We start from the raw sequence: 21,249 nt of genomic DNA on the forward strand, positions 1-21,249 counted from the left end.
ATCGGAATGATATGTTATGATTTTTGATCATTTTCCAAAAGCAACAGTGTAGGTGAGAGAAGGGAAAGCTGATCCCAAAATTGAAATCTGATAAGGTACCAATCTGGGAGTTCTGCCCTCCCGTTGGAAGAAAACCGAATAGGCATTTCTCCTCCCGGTAAGGTTATAGACGCTAAAATTGATTTTGTCATTCCACTTTCTCACAAAGCCATTGGTCAGGTAGGAGAAGTCAATCCTGAAGTAATTTGGAATCCTGAATTCATTCCTGTTTCCAAAATTCGGAACAAAGATTCCACCGACCGCATAATTGGACGAAAGTCCTGTCACCGGTCTGCCAGATGAAAAATTGACATTGGTATTGAAAGTCCGTCCTCTTCCGATATGGAAGTTGGTGACGAGTGAGATGTTGTGCGGTTTGTCAAAATTGGTCGCGAACCAATTTCCCTGATTAACCTGAATCTCAGGAAACTCGGAAGTTGTTCTGATCAGGGATCTGCTAAAGGTATAAGCAAGCCAACCGGTGATGCCGCCGCTGTTTTTTTGGATCAAAAGTTCGGCACCATAGGCAAGTCCTTCCCCTTGGATCAATTCGGTTTCAATGTGTGGATTTACAAAAAGATCTGCAAAATCCCGGTATTCCAATTGGTTGGCGGTGGTCCGGTAAAAACCTTCCAAAGAGGTGGACCATTCATCTTCTTTGAAATTTCTGAAAAATCCCAGAGAAGCATTGTGGGATCTTTGTGGCTTAATGTAGGTCGTGCTCAATTGCCACAGGTCAATGGGAGTGGGGCCTGTAGCATTGGAGATGGTCTGTAGATATTGGTTCATCACAGAATAACCTCCTTTGATAGAATTGACTTTGTCAAATGTCCATCGGAATGAAAATCTCGGTTCAAAGCCATTGTATTTGACGATTTTTCCACTTTCTACGAAATCTACCCCGATAATCGTCAACCTAGAAATCGGGATACCCTCTTGGTACCGGAAGATCGAATCAGGACCTTGCTGCACATAATTGGAATATCTGATTCCGCCGGAAAAGGAAAGGCTTTCGTTTGGATTCCAGTCCGCGGATACAAAAGGTGCATACTCCATTCCCCTTTCTTTTTGGACGGTCTTGGCAACAATGCCTGATTCAGGAGTCAAAGGATTCAAAAATTCCGGTCTCATGTGGTATTGAATGGCTTCCGCACCGAAGTTGATGTCCACTTTCTCCAAAGTCAACAGTCCGGTTATTTTCCCTTGGAAATAATACAGCCCATTTTCGATTTTGGATGGATCCACTGTGGAAGGCTCAAAAAAGCCATTGTTAAATGAGCCATAAGCCACCATTCCCACCAATGACAAATCATCTGTCAACAGATTTCGGCTTGTGAGGGAACCCACGAGATTGTTCCAATCAAATCCAAATTGGTTTGAAAACCTGAAATAATCTCCGGTATTGAGCAGGTTAAAATCCAAGTTGTTTTTTTCGGAAAACCGATGATTGATCCCAAGATAAATATCGTGAAAGTTTATTTTGCTGTTTTGTACGTCCACTTCTTTGGCTCTATCCAAAAGCCAATTGGCGTTGGATAGCCGGGATGCAAAAATCATCGAGGTCTTTTCGGGTACGATCGGACCTTCCACCAATACTTTGCTCAAGGCAGTTCCCAAAGAGACACTTCCTTTCCAGTTTTCTTTGTCTCCTTTCCGCATCTCTATGTTTAGCGCCGAGGAACTCCGTCCGCCAAAATAACTCGGGACAGCACCTTTATATAAGGTGAAGTTTTGGAGCGCATCACCGTTGAAGGAAGACAAAAAGCCCAAAGCGTGGCTGTTGCTAAGCACAATAGTCTCGTTCATCATGATCAGGTTTTGGTCTGCCTGACCTCCTCTGATATTCATTCCAGCCGAACCTTCCCCCACCGATGTCACACCGGGCATGGATTGGAGGACATTGAACACATCCGGTTCACCCATAAATGCCGGCACAAGTTTGATGTCATTGATGTCCATTTTGGTCACCCCTGTGATCGGACTGCGGATATTCCTGTCCTTTTCATCTGCTTCGACTGTGAATGCCTCCAACTCAAAATCAAGGTTGGCCAGTCCCACATCCAATTGGCCGTCTCCATAGAGTTCGATCAGGTAATGCACGGGTCTTTTTCCAAACTGACGGAATACAATACGGTGCCTTCCCGAATCTAGAGAAATGACATATTGCCCGATTCTGTCTGTGTTGTTTCCCGCAAAAAAGCCATCAATGTGAATGGATACTCCTGACAGCGGTTCGCCATTTCCCAACTGGGTGACTTTTCCGGTCACAAAATACTGTGCTCTTTTTTGTAGATCCCCTTGTTCAAATTTCACTTCGATGAATTCTGTCTGGGCTTGGAGATTGGGAATTAGGGAGAAATATAGGATTACAAAGGACAAAGCCAAAAATACCCGGTTTATGGAATTTCTTTTGGCTAAATGGGATTTATGGATTTGATTCAAAAAAATGTTTTGACTTTTGGCTTTCACTTAATTTTGTGCTTAATGGAAATCAGATCTGTAAATTAATGGTTTTAATTCACCTTTCTGTGCCGGCAGCGGATTTTTAAATTTATCATCTTTACTTACCATTTCCCCGAATTTGTCTGGCAAAAATAGAGGTACTGTAGGCAATAGAAGGGTCCCGATCCAATAATTTTGCGGTAAATTAAACTTTTCGTGTGGCGATTTTATGGTTTTTTTTATCTTGGAGTTTCTTCTTTTGAGTACCAAAAAATTCAGTAAAGTGACAAAAGATTCTGTTTGGTTATTAAGATTGATGAAGGCAAACTTGTTTGTTGTTTTTTTATTGCTCCCCATTTTGGCAAAAGCCCAAGTAATTGTCGGGAAAATCACAGATGAAAAGACAGGAGAGCCTCTTCCTTTTGCCAATGTTTTTATCAATAATACTACTTTGGGAAGCACGACTGATATCAATGGGGATTTTAAAATCAGCGGATCCCTGCCCCAAAATCTCGAAATCGTCGCCTCCTTTGTTGGTTACACTACCAAATACAGAAAAATTTCATTTGGAAATAGAATTCAAATTGTTGTCAATTTTCAGTTGGTTTCTAAGGAATCCCAATTAGATGAAGTAATGCTCAAATCCAAACGTGATAAAAGATGGGAAAGAAACCTTAAAAAATTTAAACAGGTGTTTTTGGCGGTCCCAAATGATCCATTTTTCAAAATGAATGAAATCCTCAACCCTTGGGTTATTGATTTTGAAGAAGGGAAAACCCGTGGGTCAAAATACCTGTTGGCTAGTGCTTCGGAGCCACTCAAAGTTTCGAATTTGGGTTTGGGTTATAATTTGGATTACCATTTACGGGAATTTATCCAGACGAGGGAAGGGTTCCATTACTTTGGGTTGGTCAATTTTCATGAAATAGACACTGTCTTTACCGAAAAAAAGAAATCCTGGGAAGAGCAAAGAAATTCCACTTATTTCGGATCCCTACGCCATTTCTTACATTCACTTCTCCATAATGAAGCGGACAGACAAGGATACAGGCTATATCTGGTAGATAGCTTTCCACCAAAAACGAGAACCAATGTATTTCACGAGGAGTTGGGGAATTCCATCAAAAAACTTCCCTTTGATTCCTTAAAAATTGACACACTCCCCAATGGGAATTTTGGGCTTTACTGGCCTGACAGGGTTGAAATTCATTTCAGAAAGAAGACTTGGGCAAACGATTACTACACCAGAGTATATTATCCTCTTAGTTGGATCACATCTCCTACATGCTATTTTGAATTTGATGCCAATGGGATTCCGACCGATCCAAGGCAGATTATTTTTTCAGGATTTATGGGAAGACATAGAGTGGGTAGATTTTTGCCTCATGATTTCGTCCCTTCTAAGGATCAACTTACTCTCTTTTCTGAAATTGACAGCGCGCTTTTGGGTCAAACAAGATGGAATTCTCTTCGGGAAAAACCCTATATGACATTCAATAAGTCTTATTATACACCAGGTGAAACCGTTTGGTTTAATGCCCGCATGCTTTACCAAAACCAGTTTTTGGTAGATTCTATGAGCCGGGTACTTTATGTGGACCTGGTCAATGAAAAGAAAGAATTGGTGATGCAGGAAACTTTTGAGATTCAGGAAGGTGTGTCAAAAGGGCAGCTTCAATTAGGATCTGAACTCAAAGCAGGAAATTATACCATCCGTGCCTATACCAATTGGATGAGGTACTATCCTGAGTCGGATTACTTTTATAAGCCTTTACCCCTGATTTCAGCTGAATGGGAGGTTATTTCCCCCACTGGTTTACTTCCTCCGGACCAGGAAGGAGAGGAAATATCCATTGCATTTAAAACTGACATTACCCGTGAAGAGCTTTTCAATAAGGCCAACCTCAGTATTTCGGTTTTGGATATAGACAGTATTTTGGTGGATGCGGATTTCAGTATTTCTCTGATCGATGCGGATTTGGCAACGTTTATCGGGGAAGAAAAAACGATAGAAACCGAAATAAACTGGATTGGATCTGAACTTGGGGATTATGAATTTCCGGAGGAAGAATACAATATTGAATATGGGATTTCTGTGGAAGGCATTTTTTCAGACAGAGAAGGAAAACCATTGGACGTTCCATTGACCGTGGTACTGGGACAAATGGAAGATTATGGTGTGATTAAGTCTGATACATCAGGTTATTTTTGGGGGACAGGGCTTTTGTTTACCGATTCGGCTGAGGTTGCGATTGCGGCATTAAACCAGAGAAGGAAGTCGTTTGGAAACATTTCCCTCATTGAGCCTTTGAGACCGGAAGTTTTACTCAATTTGCCCAAACTTCAATTGGAAACCAGGCCAAAATCCACAATTGGAAAGCTTGATATTTTTGATGGAGAATATGTTGAGTTGGAGGAGTTCCTCTTTGAAGAGGAAAAAAAGCAAACCATGGAGGAGAAAAACTATGGATACGGTGAAGGCGATAGAAGTATAGGTCCTGATTTTTTGGAGAAATTTCCAGAACAAACACTAGATGTAATAGTGGGAATGAACATGCAAGGTGGTGGATTGGGTAATTTTAATTGGGGACTTGATGCCGGAGAACCACTTTTAATCATTGACGGCGCACGCTATTTTACGGATAGCAGAGAATCTACTATGTCGGTTTTAAAAACTTACATAGCTGCCGAGGTCGAATCCATTGAAGTCTACACTTTCAATGCTGCCCAGTTTGGCATGGCAGGATTTGCGGGAGTCATCATGGTAAATACCAAAAAAGGGGCAAAGGCCCCTCAGGGTCCTGAACAGGTTTTCAACAGTGAAGAATTTCAAATATTTAAAATAAGAGGATTTACTCCCGTCAAAGAATTTCCGGTCCAACTGGCTGAATCTGAAATCCCCGAATCTAGACCATCGCTTTATTGGAATCCGATGGCCAAGACCGATGGGGAGAATGAAAGCTTTACTTTTTCAGTCAACGTTCCGAAGGCTACAAAAAGCATGTTCTTGAAGATTGAAGGCATGACTACAGACGGTTTGCCTTTTTACAGGGTTTTTCAAATTCCGGTCGACTAAAATTTAAAGCTGATACAGTCAATTATCCCAAAATCAAGTCCATGTTGATTCTGAAAATGACTCAAATACGGAGATTTAGATTGCAAAAAATGGTCTATTTTCTGAAGTCTTTTTCTAAATTAAACTTTTCGGGTGGAGATATAATGGATTTTTTTATCTTTCAGAAACAGTGGTTAATAGCCCTAAACCCAGAATAATCGATAATGAATGCTGAATTCCTATCCAAAATTGCCAAAATCACCCTTCTCACATTGGGTTTGCTGGTTTATGGTTTTTCGGAAGCGCAGGTTATTTCAGGCAAGGTCGTAGATGAAAAGACCGGTGAATCTCTTCCGTTTGCCAACGTTTTTATCAACAATACCACTTTGGGAAGCACGACTGATATCAATGGGAATTTTAGAATCAGTGGTTCCTTGCCCCAAAATCCCGAAGTCGTGGCTTCTTTCGTAGGGTATTTTACCAAGTACAGGAAGGTTGCTTTTGGCGGGAGAAATCAGGTTACTGTCAATTTTGAATTGACTCCAAAGGAAGACCAACTTGACGAGGTCTCTCTTTCTGCCAAAAGAGACAAAGCTTGGGAAAGAAACCTGCGCAAATTTGAGCGTGTGTTTCTTGCGGTACCGGATGATCCATTTTTCAAAAAGAATGAAATACTCAACCCTTGGGTTATTGACTTTCAGGAAGGGAAAGCGGAAGGATTGGGCAGATACCTCGCTGCAAGTTCTTCGGAACCTGTCACAGTGGCTAACAGAGCACTTGGCTATGAGATTGACTACCATCTTCAGGAATACCTTCAGACAAAGAATGGCTTCCAATATTATGGTCTTGTCAATTTCAAGGAAATAGAAAATCCTGAAAATGGGACAGAATCGGCATGGGATGAATATAGGAATTCGGCTTATTATGGATCAATGAGGCACCTGTTACATGCTTTGGTACGCAATGAGGCAGATAGTCAGGGATTTGAAGCATTTATTGTTCAGGATATTGCACCATCATTGCGGACCAATGATTTTGACAAGGAGATAGGCAGTTCACTTTTGCCACTTCCTTTGGATTCTTTGGTAACTGCAATTTTGCCAAATGGTAATTTCATAATGGAGTGGCCTGGAAATGTAGAAGTCCATTTTACCAAAAAGTACTGGCCGAGCACTTATTATACAAATAGATCTCATCCCATTTCTTGGATTGAAGCTCCGAATTGTAAATTTGAAGTGGATGCAAATGGTGTCATGATGGATCCAAGAGAGTTGGTACTTTCAGGCCATGTCGCAAGGGAGCGTGTTGCGAGGTTATTGCCACATGATTTCCGGCCTGACCTGCAGGATCTTAAATTGCTGGCGGAGGTAGATAGCATTCAATTTGACCTTACCAAATGGAACAACTTAAGAGAAAGACCCTATGTGACCCTTAACAAATCATATTATTATCCGGGTGAAACAATATGGATGCAAACACACATGCTTTACCAAAATTCCATATTTGCAGATACACTTAGCAGAGCTGTTTATATTGATCTTGTAAATGAAAAGATGGAAACCATCAAATCAGCTTCGTTTTTTGTAAATAAAGAGAAAGCAGAAGGTCAATTGATACTGGAGGATGATTTTCCCGAAGGAAAATATGCATTGGTAGCCTATACCAATTGGATGAGAAATTACCTGAATACCCCTCATACCATCAAGTATATCAATATCTTGCCAAAAGGGAAATGGCCTGTAATCAATAAGGAATTAATTGATGTGGATCAAGAGGCCGATATAGATGTGGGATTTTCGATAGAGCCCTCCTTCGAAATCCTAAAGAAAGGGTTGAATAGTACAGTAAAGTTCAACGTTCTAGTTAAAGACGAATATGACATGCCTGTCAAGTCTGCACTTTCCCTTTCCCTGTTGGATGCCAATTATGGGGAGTTCTTGCCTGATACAGATCTGCTTGAGGCTTTGGACTGGGTGAACGATGATTCCGAACCACTTCCTGACGATTTATTTAAAATTGAGTATGGACTTTCGATAGAAGGTCAATATTTAACGGCCAAAAATCAAGAAAAATCAGTTCCGATTACTGTTGTAGTGGGTGAAATGGAAGATTTTGGCGTGATCCGCTCAGACAGCCTGGGCCGGTTCTATGCGACAGGCATCCACTTCTACGACAGTGCAGAAGTGGCTATTGCAGCACTCAGTGACAAATTAAAGCGTAAGGGAAAGGTGGAATTGATCAGTGCCAACCGCCCCAATCACAATTTTGAGTTTGATACAACGAGAATTCCGCTTGTTGAAATGTCCACTTCCAGTATGTGGTTTGACAAATATTCAGGAGAAAAAATCATAGATCTGTCTGAAGTTAGTGTACTGGATCAAAAAATATTGACTACAGAGGAAAACAACTATGGATATGGACCTGGAGATAGGTCTGTAAGTAGGGAGTTTTTGGATCAATATCCTGATCAGACCGCCGGAGCAATTGTAAATATGGTCACTGGAGGAGGTGTGTTGAAGAGGCAAAATTGGGGTCTTAGCACAGGTGAGCCTCTTCTTATGATAGATGGGGTAAGGTATTTACCTCATGGAATAAGTACAGTCGCAGAACAACTTGATATATTAATGTCATCGGATGTTGAATCTATTGAGATATATACCTTAAGTGCCACACAGTTTGGTTCTGAGGCATTTGCAGGAGCTATATCCATCAAGACAAGAAAAGGCTCAAAAACAGCCGTCAGGGCTCCCAATGAATTTAACAAATCGGAATTTCAGCTTTTCAAAGTAATGGGATTTACCAAACCTATACCTTTTCCGGCAGCAGGCGAAATGGGTGAAGTTGTTTTGCCAAAACCAACCCTGTATTGGAACCCTTCTGCAGTTACAAGTGAAGAGAATGGAGCTTTCCAATTTGAAATCGCCGTACCTTCGAATACCAACATCGTATACCTCAAAGTGGAGGGTGTCAATCAGGATGGGTTTCCTTTTAGGAAGGTTTTTGAGATGGGTCTGTCGGCTCATTGAAACAATTTCTCAATTATCCTTAAAAACCCGTATACATCGTTAATTTTTGTCAACAACCACAATAAAATTGGCTCGTTAGAACATTAAATATTATTTTTCCAACACCATTGACTACCACAACCATGAGCCCTTACTTTCGTTTTTTCAAACCCGTCTTTTTGTGTTTTTCCTTCTTTTTCTTTCTCACAGAAAGTGGAGCCCAAGGAATCAGGGGAAAAGTGACTTCCAAATCTGGAGAACCTTTGCCTTTTGCCTCCATCTATGTCCGCAATCTGGGAGATGGCGTTCCGACCAACCAAAACGGGGAATATGAATTCCGTCTTAAAAAAGGGGTTTATGATGTGCTAGCCCAATATTTGGGTTTTGCTTCGGAAATCAAAACAGTCATTATTTTGGAAGATTGGGTGGAACTCAATTTCGAATTGGAGGAGCAGGTGTACGCCTTACAGGAGGTCACCGTCAAAACCAAACAGGAAGATCCGGCTTTGACAATTATGCGGAAGGCAATTTCAAAAGCCAAATTTCACAGGCTTCAGGTGCAGGAATATAGCATGATGGTTTACCTCAAAGGTACCGGGCAACTGACAGATGCTCCTTTTTTTATGAAAAAGGAATTGGAAAAAGAAGGGGTCAAACTCAACGAAGCCTACACAACTGAATCAGTATCAAAAATTACTTTCAAGCAGCCCAATACGGTAGAAGAAAAAGTAATCAGCATCCGGACAAACGGAGACAACAACGCTACTTCTCCGGCACCCTACATTGCCACGAGTTTTTACAATCCAAAGATCAATGAAGCAGTCACACCACTTGCGCCTTCGGCTTTTGCTTATTATCAATTCAAATATGAAGGTTCTTTTGTAGAAAACGGTGTCATGATCAATAGGATCAAAGTGACGCCGAGGTCAAGAGGGGAGCGGGTTTTTGAGGGATATATCTATATCATTGAGGACATTTGGGCTATCCATAGTTTGGATCTGACGACATCTTTGCTTGGATTTTCGATAGGGGTGAAGCAGATTTATCAGCCTGTAGCCGAGAACGTATGGATGCCTTCGACGCATACTTATACTTTTGGAGGGAAGTTTTTTGGCTTTGCCGGGGAATACAAATACCTCGCTTCTACCCGGGAATATCAAGTGACACTCAACCCCGATCTCGTTGCAGAAACTGTGATCATCGATGAAAAAGTCACCGAAGTTCCCAAGGATGTGACTGCTTTCAACAAAAGTGTATCCAGTTTGGAACAAATGGCGCAGGCCGACAAAATGACAAGGAAGGATTTTAGGAAGCTTGTCAATGAATATGAAAAGGAAGAATTAAAACAAAGCAAAGAAGCAGAAGTCGTTTCCAACAGGAATTACACTATTGATTCACTTGCCAAAAAACGGGATTTGACCTATTGGGACAGCATCCGTCCGGTGAAGTTGACCGAAAAAGAAACCCGGGGATATCAAAGAGATGATAGCTTGGCAGTCATCGAAGCCGCCAAAGTCAGTGAAGTGGATTCAGTTGCGAAGAAAGCAAGACGTGGCTTCAAGCCCGGAGAAATCCTGACGGGAGGATCCTATTCCTTCGGCAAAGGCAGGTCGGCAGGTTTTCACACCAACCTGACAAAAATCTCCTTCAACACGGTGGAAGGATTCAAGTTTGGCTTGGCTGGTTTTTACCGAATAGAAAAGTCCACCAAAATGGCCGATTCAGTGACCATGCACAGGAGATCATGGAATTTCAGGCCTGAGTTCAGGTATGGATTTTCCAGTCAGCAGCCTTACGGAACGCTTGATATCCGAAGATCAGTCAACAAAGGCCGTCCCGGTTATACTGTTGGGTTGACAGGTGGGAAATACATTTTCCAGTTCAATGGAGACAACCCAATTTCTGAGCAGGTCAATATGGCTTATTCCCTGCTTTTAAGGCAAAATTACATGAAGCTTTATGAGCAATCTTTCCTGAAAGGATATTACAACCACCGCATTACGGATGGATTAACTTACCGAACCAATGTGACTTATGCCTTCAGGCGTGAATTATTCAATAATTCTGATGTCAGTCTTTGGAATCGACCTGAGCGGGAATATACCCCAAACAGACCTGAAAACATTGAAGCTGATCCGGTGGCTTTTGAAAACCACCATGCACTGATCTGGACCAATAACATCGAATGGAGACCTGGATTGAAGTATTATATCAGGAACGGCCGAAAAAACCCACTGTATGAATCGGCCCCTTTGGTCAATTTCAGGTATACCAAAGCTATTCCGGGAGTATTCAATAATGCGATGGCCTCAAAGTTTGACTTGGTAGAAGCGAGCATTGAGCATTTCTTCAACTTTGGGGTGAGCGGCAAATTGGATTTCAATGTCAGTGCCGGTGCCTTTCTGAATAATGACAGGGTGTATTTTATGGACTTCAAGCATTTTGGCGGTAACAGGACCATCTTTGCGAATATGGGTGTGGCGGCCAATTACAGGTTTTTGGATTACTACCAATACAGCACCCAAACCCAATATGTCAGCGGGATTGTACATTACCAGTTCAGGAAGTTCTTGCTGACACAGTTGCCGATGTTGCGGTTTTCGGGAGTGAGAGAAAACATATTTTTCAATTACCTCAAAACCCAAAATTCTCCCCATTATTGGGAAGTCGGGTACTCTTTAGATAATCTCTTCAGGATCTTCAGGGTAGAAATGGGTGCCGGCTTCGAAAACAGCAATTACCAAAGAGGAGGATTCCGGTTTGGCATTGCGAGCTTTATCAATGTCAATTTTGAGGATTAATTTCTCAAGAGTAAGAAGCAAAATTTTCTAGAATTTGATATTTGGATATTGTGATATTAAGATATTGTTTTAGAATCCATTGCTTATCGGAGGATGATCAATTTCAAAAAATGGCATCAATATTTCGGGATTTTCCTCCAGTTGGTAGTAGTGGTCTGTGGTCCGTGGACTGTCGACCACATTAACCCTTTAACCAAATAACCAATAACCAAATACCCACAACATCATCTTAAACCCAAAACCTTCGAGGTCAAAAAAAGACCTCAAAGGTTATCGCTAGCCAACTTTATAACTTTTCAACCTTCCAACTTTTTATCCCATTAACCCATTAACCAATCCCAAATTTTGATTTTAACCGACGCCCCGGTTAGTGTCTCCACTAACCGAAAAGTACCTTCAATCCAAACCTTCGAGGTCAAAAAAGACCTCAAAGGTTATCGCAACCAACTTTCCAACTTTTCAACCTTTCAACTTTTTTACCAAATAACCCAATAACCCTTCATCAACAACCAACCCAAAATTTTGATTTTACCGCAAAGCCTTCTATATTGGCAGCTGTAAGGTTTAATATCAATAAAGATGAATAACCTTTGGTTATTTCACTTTCATCGGGGCTTCTTAGAAGCCTTTTTTGGTTTATAGACTTTGATTAAGCCAAGACAAGTCCTTAATTTGCCACCCAAATCCCACACATGTCATTAGAAGTTAACAAGCTGACGAAAACTTACGGCTCTCAAAAAGCGCTGGACGAGGTTTCTTTTGTTGCCGAAAAAGGTGAGGTTCTGGGTTTTTTGGGCCCAAACGGCGCCGGCAAATCCACCACCATGAAAATTGCGACGGGCTTTATTTTGCCCGATCAGGGGGATGTCCTTGTCAATGGACTTTCCGTCCTTCAAAATCCCAAAGAAGTCAGCCGCTTGGTCGGTTATCTGCCCGAACACAATCCGCTTTACCATGACATGTACATCCGGGAGTTTTTGGATTTCATTGGGGGACTTTACGGACTAAAGGGAAATTCCCTAAAAAATAGGATTGAGGAACTCATTCCGCTTTGCGGATTGGAAGTCGAGGCCCACAAGAAAATATCCCAACTTTCCAAAGGATACAGACAGCGGGTTGGCTTGGCAAAAGCCCTGATCCACGATCCCGAAGTGATCATCCTCGATGAACCCACCACAGGCCTCGATCCCAACCAATTGGTAGAGATAAGGAAACTGATCAAAAATATCAGCGCAAACAAAACATTGATTCTCAGCACCCACATCATGCAGGAAGTGGAGGCCATCTGTGACAAAGTGGTCATCATATCCAAAGGGAAAATCGTTGCTTCGGATCTTTTGAAAAACCTAAAATCCGAAGCAGGCAGATCAGTTTTGATATTGGAAACAGAGGAATCCCTTTTGTTGGAATGGTTTGCACCCATAGGCGAAATCACTTTTTCCAACTCCGATAAAGCCATTCAGCTTCAGGTGAAAGATGCCGCTGTGGCAAGAAAAGAATTACTTCAAATCCTTCAGGAAAGGAATCTGACACTCGTCAGCATTCAGCTAAAGGAAAAGAACCTCGAATCTATTTTTCACCAAATCACCCAAAGCTAAGCCGATGCGCGCACTGTATTGGAAGGAAGTCAATGGATTTTTCAGTAACCTGAGCGGTTACCTGATCCTTGGGGTCTTTTTGGTTTCGTTGGGTTTGATTGTTTGGGTATTTCCTGACACTTCTGTGTTGGAATATGGTTTTGCAGACTTGGAGCCCTTATTTGTGTACACTCCTTATGTTTTCACATTCCTTGTACCGGCCATTACCATGAAGATGATTGCCGAGGAAAGGAAGTCCGGGACATGGGAAATCCTCATGACTTCCCCGCTTTCCATTCCCAAAATCATTGTTGCCAAATACGCTGCTGCCCTGACTTTGATCGTGGTGGCTTTGCTTCCCACCTTGGTTTATTACTACAGTATCGTTCAGTTGGGTGATCCTGTCGGAAATATTGACCATGCAGGTTTCTTTGGTTCTTGGATCGGATTGGTGTTTATAGGGGCGGTTTTTGCATCTATCGGGATATTGGGATCGGCCTTGACTTCACATCAGATCGTGGCATTTATCTTGGGAGTTTTTATTTCATTCCTGCTTTATTTTGGGCTGACGGCCTTGGTGCAACTTCAGGTGATGAGTCCGTTTGCTTTGTTTTTGGAAGAAATGAGCCTGAGCTATCATTACCAAAGTATGAGTCGGGGGGTGATTGACGCCCAGAATATTGCTTATTTTCTTTCAGTGATTGTATTGATGTTGGGTTTGACGGGGATTTTAATCCGTAGAAAATGAAGAGATCCGTCAACATATCGCTTATCAAAAACCTTGGAATCATTGCCGGTATCCTGGTTGTGATATGGGTTTTGGCGACATTGGTTCCTTATCGAATTGACTTGACTTCGGACAAAAGGTATTCCCTCCATCCTGCGACCGTCGAGGTTTTGGAATCTTTGGAAGAACCTTTGGAAGTGGAAATATTACTTACCGGTAATCTCCCTGGCGGCATGAGGAGACTTCAGCGCTCAATTGAGGAGACGATCAGAACATTCAATGCTTACAGCAGCGAAAAAATTACTTTTTATTATCAGGATCCCTTGGCTTTGCCAAAAGAGGAACAAGAAGACTATATCGTAGGATTGTCAGAATACGGCATCAATCCCACCAACCTTTATGTCAATGAAGATGGCGGGCAAAAATCAAAACTCATTTTCCCGGGTGTAATCATCCGCAATGCGGAATTTGAGACCGGTTCGCTGCTTCTCAGGGGAGAAATGGGTATGGGACCTGATCAGGTGCTCAACCAATCTGTGGAAAATCTTGAATTTGAATTGATCAACGGAATCCGAAAACTGATCAGCAAACAGGCTTTTGAAATCGGACTTGCCATGGGGCAGGGAGAACTGAGTGTTGATGAGGGATTTGGGATTGTGGAGGCACTCGCTGATAATTATGAGGTGTACAAAGTCCCCTTGGAGCAGGCAAAAAAACCTTCTGACTTAGACCCGTTCAAAATTATGATCGTTTCGGGGCCAAAGGAAAAATACACAGAAACGGAAATTTATCTCCTCGACCAATACCTCATGAATGGGGGAAACATTATTTTTCTGATTGATGCCTTGGCTTATGACATGGCACAGGCTGGCGGAGAGGGTACGGTGGCTATGCCTTTTGAAAATGGCTTGGATCAGTTGCTCTTCAGGTATGGCGTCAGGGTCAACAAAGATTTGATTCAGGACATGAATTTTGGTCGCTATCCTGTCATGGCAGGTAATTTTGGAGATCAGCAACAGTTGGTACCATTGCCGTGGCCGTTTTTTGTTTTGGCAGGGAAGATGGCTTCACACCCCATCACCAAAGGATTGGATCAGGTGATGTTTAAGTTTTCAAGTTCTTTGGATACTGTAAAGGCAGATGGCATCAGAAAAACCCCTTTGATTTTCAGTTCGGACTTTACCAAAAAATCCCCTGCACCGGTAAGATTGGCTTTTGTAGACATGGAAAATGAGCCTGATCTGAATGAATTTGGATTGAAAAACCTTCCTTTGATATACTTATTGGAAGGAAATTTTACTTCTTTTTTCAAAAATCGGTTTCTACCTGATGCTGCCGACAAAACGGGTTTCAAGGAATCTGGATCTCAAGGAAAAGTCATAGTGGCAGGAACAGGCAGTCTTTTCCAAAGCGATCTCACTCCCACAGATGGAAATCCTCTGCATTTGGGACAAGATCCATTTAGCAATGTGCAGTATGCCAACCGTCAGCTTCTATTGAATGCGATCAGTTATCTTGTAGAACCTGAGGGTATTATTGCCACCAGGACCAAACAGTTTCAGATCCGCCCTCTCAACAAAATCAAGGTGCAAAACGAGAAATCAAAATGGCAGGTCATCAACATTCTTGTACCTGTGGCTTTATTCTCGATCTTGGGGATGGTTTGGATCAGCATCAAAAAGCGGAATTTTTCCAAAAGAAGTTAAAATTCAAAAAACATTTGGTAAAATATCCTTCAAGCCTCTGATTTTTTTACTCTAAAGTGTAAGTCAAGGGCAGCTTTTATAATTTTATTTATAAATTTACCATGTTCAATAAAAAACGAAAATAAAGACCCTCCCATATGAAATTTATTGTTTCTTCTAATGCACTCTTAAAACAGCTTTCAGCAATCAACGGCGTAGTAACTACCAATCCGGTTGTTCCGATTTTGGAAAATTTCCTTTTTGAAATCAAAGCAGGAAAATTGACCATCACCGCGTCAGATTTGCAGACTTCCATGATTACAGAGATAGATGTCGAGGCAAGGGAGGACGGAAACATTGCTGTTCCTGCAAAAATTTTGATCGAAACACTGAAAAATCTTCCTGAACAGCCTGTCACTTTCAGCATTGACCAAGATACTTACAGTATCGAAATCAGTTCTGACAATGGACGCTACAAGTTGGCAGGGGAAAACGCAACGGATTTCCCAAAAATCCCAACGGTGACTAACCCAACCTCAGTGGACATGTCTACTGAAATATTGAGCTCTGCGATCTCCAATACGATTTTCGCAACCAGCAACGATGAGTTGCGACCTGCCATGACCGGTGTTTATATCAATCTCAGCAGCACAAACACTACTTTTGTTGCTACTGACGGTCACCGTTTGGTAAGATACAGAAGGGTAGATGTAGCAGCCGCAGATGGTGCAAGCATCATCATCCCGAGAAAAGCACTCAACCTTTTGAAATCAACTCTGCCTTCCGAAAATGTTCCGGTAGCAGTTGAGTTCAACAATTCCAACGCTTACTTCAAGTTCAACAGCATCAAAATGATCTGTAGGTTGATTGACGAGAGATTCCCAGATTATGAAAATGTCATCCCTGTGGACAATCCAAACCACATGACCATCGACAGATTGGAGTTTTTGGGTTCATTGAGAAGGATCGCCATCTATGCCAATAAGACTACCCATCAGGTAAGGTTGAAACTGACAGGAAGCGAATTGCAGATCTCTGCTGAAGACCTTGATTTCTCCAACGAAGCAAATGAAAGATTGTCATGCGACCATGACGGTGAAGATATCGAGATCGGATTCAATGCAAAATTCTTGGTGGAAATGTTGAATAACCTTTCTTCCAAAGAAGTGACTTTGAAGTTTTCTGCACCAAACAGGGCAGGGTTGATCGTACCATCTGACAAGTCAGACAATGAAGATATCCTGATGCTGGTGATGCCGGTGATGTTAAACAACTACGTATAAAATTAGATTTCATAAAAAATAGAGGAGCCGAGAAATCGGTTCCTTTTTTTATGCCAAAATGGTTAAAGCAGAGGGCATAATTCGGCATGTCAATGGTGTAAAGCCAACAAATTCCCCATCCATATCTATAGGTATTGGATGTTCACCGGTGATTTTGCATTTCGTCCCTTGACCATAGGATACTTGGGGATGTTGGATTTTCCTCCCTTTTTTTAGTTGTGGAAGTTTTTTCAAGTAATCCCAAACTGAGATTTTGAGGAGAAAAACCCAATCTAATAATCCATCATCAACTTTGGCTTCCGGCGCAATTCCCAAACCACTAGCAAAGTATTTTCCATTTGCCATGCAGATACTCATTGCCGGACTTTCTAATTCAAAATTTTCAGAAAAGAATTTGACTTTGACTGGTTTGTAAAATAAAAAGGAGCGTAAAATGACAAGGAAATAAGTCATGCTGGAGCCCCAAATGGACCTTCCTGTTCGAAGCATCTGGGTAGCAAATCCACCTAACCCTACATCGGCAATATTAACAAAATACCTTTTAGAGGTCTTTCCCCCTTTTTCGGTGAACTCCAACTCCGCAACATCAATCTGTCTTGATTTGGCGAAAAGAATATTTTTTCGGAGGGCGGCCAAGTCTTTGGTTATTCCTAAACTTCTACAGAAGTCATTTCCTTTTCTAAAAGGAAGAATACCCATTTTTAGCTCTGAAGCTTTTGGATTGGTTAAAATGGCATTTGCTACTTCATTGACAGTGCCGTCACCTCCCACAGCAATTAAGATAGTTGCGCCTTTCTGAAGAGCTTCCGAAGAGCATTTTAATCCACACATATCCGGTTTCGTTGTGAAGAATGTCAATGTTCCAATAGATTGGAAATGCTCTGAGAGCTTCGCCAATAATCGGGATTTGGCTTTAATTTTTCCGTGAACGATGAAGGCAATGTGTGGGGTATCTGCCATTTTCCGTATATCTAGATCAATGTATCAGAATATAGGTGGGTTTATTGGGAAGCGGAAAGCACTATTACCAGGCTTGGTTTCGTAAATCTATTGGATTTCTAATACCCAACTCTCCAAAGGCTTTAATTCTACCCTTACTTTTCCCTTTCCTTCCTGGATTTTCAACACAGGATCGACAGCGCCATACAGTTTTTCAGACAGCGGGTATTCGCCTTCACTCAAACCCAAGGTTTTGATGATTTCGGAGGGAAGTTGAAGGTCAAATCCGTAGGATTCGGTTGCATCAAAATTGGTGATGATGACCAGTTTTTGGTTTTCATTCCATCTGACAAATGAAAAAACCCGGTCATTATACCATTCGGTATTTTGTCTGTTATGGCTGTGGATGTCTGCAAATTTCCCAGCCAGGGAAGTACTAGTTTGGGTAAAGTTGAGCAGACGGCTATAAAAATCCCGCAATGATTTTTCTGATTCGGAAGATTGTCCTCCATCAAATTTTCCTCCGTTCATCCATCTTTGGTGATGGGGAACTCCGATATAATCAAAGATGGATGTTCTTGTCGGAGATCCAAATCCGGCTTTTTCAGCGCCGGGTTCGCCGACTTCCTGTCCGAAATATATCATCGTTGGCGATGAACCGATCATAGCCGATACCACCATGGCAGGTTTTCCCTTTTCTGCATTGCCTGCAAATCCAGGGCTCGCGATGCGTTGTTCGTCATGGTTCTCTAGGAAATGCAACATGTGTTGGTCAATATCTGCCAATCCCTTTTGGATCGGGAGGATGTTGTCCGTGGAGCCTTTTCCCTGCATGATGTTTTTGAGCGTATCGTAAAGTTCCACCTTGTCGTAGAGGTAATCCATTTTCCCCAAATGAATATAATTCCGGTACTCCTTGGGATTGTATATTTCTGCCAAAAGGAAAGCATCAGGATTGTTCATCTTGATGGCCGAATTCATGTAACTCCAAAATTCCACAGGAACCATTTCTGCCATGTCATAGCGGAAGCCATCCACGCCTTTTTCGATCCAGTACAAGGCGATGTCCCTGAATTTGACCCAAGAATCAGGCACTTCCTTGCCTTTCCAAAATTCAAAATGTGCTTTGTAATCTTTCTGTCCAAAGTCAGCAGGCAATTCAATGAAATCCTTGCTGCCATCCGGTTTGATGCCGTAATTGACCTTGACCGTTTCATACCAATCGTGAAAATGTGGCTGAGCTTCACGTGAACCGTTTCCTGTCCATTTGGCAGGTGATTCATCAAACTTTCCGTCAGCCAATGGATGTGCTTCGCCTCCCAAAGGCTTGTAATTGTCCAATGGTGCAGGAACTTTAAAATCCTTGCCCGGGATATAATAGAAGTTGTTGTTTGTTTTGTATTCGACCGAAGTGTCGTCACCTGCGCCAAAATCCTTTACTCCTTCGGGATTGCTTTTTCCCTCATATCTCCTGGCAACATGGTTGGGTACGATGTCTATAATGACTTTCATGCCTTGGTGATGCGTTCTTGCGATCAAGGCTTCAAATTCCTCCAATCGTGTTTCCGGATTCTCTGCCAGGTCAGGATTGACATTATAGTAGTCTTTGACGGCATAAGGCGAGCCTGCCCTCCCTTTGACTACCTCGGGGTCATCATTGGAGATGCCATATTGTGTATAATCATTGATCAAAGCATGATGGGGCACTCCTGTGTACCAAATGTGGGTAACTCCCAAAGACTTTATTTCTGATAGCGCTTTGTCTGTGAAGTCATTGAATTTTCCAACGCCATTTTCTTCCAAAGTTCCCCAAGGTTTGTTGGTGGTATTGGTGTTGCCAAAAAGCCTGGTGAAAACCTGATAAACGATCACTTTATTTGGAGTTTCCATTTTGGTATTGGCTTCAGGGGTTTGGGTCTGTGGCGAGTTGCAACCGATCAGGATTGATAGCAAGGTTGCAAAAAAGGTAATTTGGGTCGGAAGTCTGTTCATGGGGTTAAATATAAAAAGTTGTTTCCCACGAAGACACAAAAACCCGAATAAAAACAGATTTCAAAAACCAAACATGGCAGGTTTTTGATACCTGCCATGTTTAAAAGTTATTTGCCTTTATCATTTTTTGAAGTAAGACTATCCGGAACAGAAAAAGGATCCAATTCTACTATTTTTCCATCCTGTTCTACTATAATTGGGCTGTTCTTCTCCCGCTTGAATTTGACGAGGTTTTTGTAGGTTTCATCTAAGCCGAAAAGGATTTTCTCAAATTCCTCTTCAATCTCTTTTTCTTTCTTTGTCATAAATTCAGTAACCGATAAACAAATAACGTACTCCTTTTGATCAGATGGGGGTATTGCTTCATGTTGATGGTTTCGGCAGGGGAGTGGGCACCTGTGCCGGATGCGCCAAGTCCATCGATGCAATCCAGGTAATCTGCGACATAAGAAATGTCACCTGCGCCCCTTGAACCCGGATCTCCTGCTTTGACTTGACCATATCCCATATCCATACTGACTTGACTGAGTATGGTAACCAAACCCATATTGCCTTCCGTCGGAGGCATGGATGGAATGCCATCCTCAAACTCAATACTGGCAGTAGTTCCATTCAGGTTTTGGGTTACGATCTCTTTCATCTTTTCACGAGCCGCTTCTTTTTGTGGTTCGCCGAGGAACCTCAGGTCACCGGTAACAAAAGCCTCTCTTGCCACAATGTTTGTTTTGCCAAGAGCAGATCCGGCACCCGTATCTCCGTCATAGTTGATATCCGAACCGCCGATGATTTGGCCGGGATTGAAAGTCAGGTATTGCTCGCCTGCCAATTCTTCCCTGAATTGGTTGAGGATCCGCGCGGCCTCATAGATAGCGCCGTACCCCACCGATTCCCTGAATACACCCGAGGAATGAACCTGTTTTCCGGTAGTTTTCAACGTCCATCCACTTGCACCTCTTCTGGCAATAGTGGCCGTATTGAATCCCTGCGCTGTCTCGTACCCCAAGGCATAGTCATGATGCTTGGCCCTTTCTACGAAGTCAAGCCTGCTGACCCAAGAGGGACTTCCGGCATTTTCCTCATCGCCTGGAAAATAAACCGTGACAGTCCGATCTTTTAACAAACCCAATTCCTCCATTGCCTTCAAAGTTGCAAAGACCATGACATTTCCACCTTTCATGTCATTGACGCCCTGTCCTTTGGCCGTAGAGTCGTTGACCATGGTGAATGGATAGAAGGGCATGTCTTTTTCAAAAACTGTGTCCAAATGGCCGATGAAAAACAGCTTTTTACCCTTGGTACCTTTTCTTGTAGCTACAAAATGTCCGGCTCTTTTGAGCGAATCCGGTAAAGTAATCCATTCGGTTTCAAACCCGATTTTTGCAAATTCTCGCTCGAAGACCCTGCCTACTTCCCGTACACCCTGCATGTTGAAAGTCCCGGAATTAATATTCACTACCTCCTCCAACAGCGCCAATGTTTCCTTGTAGTTTTTGTCAATTGTTTCTATCAGTTGCTTTTCAGTTTTGGTAAGTTTTTGGGAAAAGGAAGGGATAGAAAAAAGGAGAAATGTGAGAAGGAAGAACAGTGATCGGATTTTCATTTTCTAAGTTCATTTATTTTAAAATAATATGTATATCCGCAATGATACCAGTGGCCAAATAAATATAAAGTGACAGCTAGTGACAATCGTTATTTGTTAAAGAT

Annotated in this window: 12 protein-coding genes; 7 read left to right on the plus strand and 5 right to left on the minus strand. The window is 42.1% G+C overall.

Annotation, left to right across the window (positions count from 1 at the left end; translation table 11 throughout):
* Positions 1-27: 27 nt before the first annotated feature.
* A complete protein-coding gene (locus MMU05_RS21840; protein WP_241143783.1) occupies positions 28-2,481 on the minus strand; it encodes a TonB-dependent receptor in 2,454 nt (817 codons plus the stop codon).
* Positions 2,482-2,764: 283 nt separating this feature from the next.
* Here MMU05_RS21840 and MMU05_RS21845 point away from each other — a divergent pair, with 283 nt between their 5' ends.
* The 7 genes from MMU05_RS21845 (at position 2,765) to dnaN (ending at position 16,614) form a co-directional block, all read left to right on the plus strand.
* Positions 2,765-5,557: a carboxypeptidase-like regulatory domain-containing protein gene (locus tag MMU05_RS21845; RefSeq protein WP_241143784.1), complete on the plus strand. Its 2,793-nt coding sequence runs from the start codon at positions 2,765-2,767 to the stop codon at positions 5,555-5,557.
* 203 nt (positions 5,558-5,760) lie between these two features.
* Complete coding sequence (locus tag MMU05_RS21850; RefSeq protein ID WP_241143785.1) at positions 5,761-8,562, plus strand: carboxypeptidase-like regulatory domain-containing protein; 2,802 nt, start codon at positions 5,761-5,763, stop codon at positions 8,560-8,562.
* Between the two features lie 122 nt (positions 8,563-8,684).
* Positions 8,685-11,342 carry a DUF5686 and carboxypeptidase regulatory-like domain-containing protein gene (locus tag MMU05_RS21855; protein WP_241143786.1) on the plus strand — a complete coding sequence of 886 codons (2,658 nt, stop codon included), beginning with the start codon at positions 8,685-8,687 and terminating at the stop codon, positions 11,340-11,342.
* Between the two features lie 692 nt (positions 11,343-12,034).
* On the plus strand, positions 12,035-12,940 hold the full coding sequence (gene gldA / locus MMU05_RS21860; RefSeq protein ID WP_241143787.1) for a gliding motility-associated ABC transporter ATP-binding subunit GldA: 906 nt from the start codon (positions 12,035-12,037) through the stop codon (positions 12,938-12,940).
* 4 nt (positions 12,941-12,944) lie between these two features.
* The gene (gldF, locus tag MMU05_RS21865) at positions 12,945-13,667 is read left to right on the plus strand and encodes a gliding motility-associated ABC transporter permease subunit GldF (protein WP_113925149.1); all 723 of its coding nucleotides are present in this window, start codon (positions 12,945-12,947) and stop codon (positions 13,665-13,667) included.
* Positions 13,664-15,352 carry a gliding motility-associated ABC transporter substrate-binding protein GldG gene (gene gldG, locus MMU05_RS21870; protein WP_241143788.1) on the plus strand — a complete coding sequence of 563 codons (1,689 nt, stop codon included), beginning with the start codon at positions 13,664-13,666 and terminating at the stop codon, positions 15,350-15,352. Before gldF ends, gldG begins: the two co-directional genes overlap by 4 nt.
* Positions 15,353-15,489: 137 nt before the next feature.
* Entirely contained in the window at positions 15,490-16,614 is a 1,125-nt protein-coding gene (dnaN, locus tag MMU05_RS21875; protein WP_113925147.1) for a DNA polymerase III subunit beta, read from the plus strand.
* Positions 16,615-16,662: 48 nt separating this feature from the next.
* On the opposite strand, the gene MMU05_RS21880 is transcribed toward dnaN, so the two are convergent.
* The 4 genes from MMU05_RS21880 to MMU05_RS21895 all read right to left on the minus strand — a co-directional run bounded on the left by MMU05_RS21880 (position 16,663) and on the right by MMU05_RS21895 (position 21,145).
* Entirely contained in the window at positions 16,663-17,574 is a 912-nt protein-coding gene (locus MMU05_RS21880; protein WP_241143789.1) for a diacylglycerol/lipid kinase family protein, read from the minus strand.
* 87 nt (positions 17,575-17,661) lie between these two features.
* Complete coding sequence (locus MMU05_RS21885) at positions 17,662-19,545, minus strand: alpha-amylase family protein (RefSeq protein WP_336246993.1); 1,884 nt, start codon at positions 19,543-19,545, stop codon at positions 17,662-17,664.
* Between the two features lie 107 nt (positions 19,546-19,652).
* A complete protein-coding gene (locus MMU05_RS21890; protein ID WP_241143790.1) occupies positions 19,653-19,850 on the minus strand; it encodes a hypothetical protein in 198 nt (65 codons plus the stop codon).
* Positions 19,847-21,145, minus strand: coding sequence for a M20/M25/M40 family metallo-hydrolase (locus MMU05_RS21895; RefSeq protein ID WP_241143791.1), 1,299 nt, complete (start codon positions 21,143-21,145; stop codon positions 19,847-19,849). Before MMU05_RS21895 ends, MMU05_RS21890 begins: the two co-directional genes overlap by 4 nt.
* Positions 21,146-21,249: the final 104 nt, after the last annotated feature.

It is taken from the genome of Cognataquiflexum rubidum, from assembly GCF_022538115.1.
Lineage (GTDB): Bacteria > Bacteroidota > Bacteroidia > Cytophagales > Cyclobacteriaceae > Cognataquiflexum > Cognataquiflexum rubidum.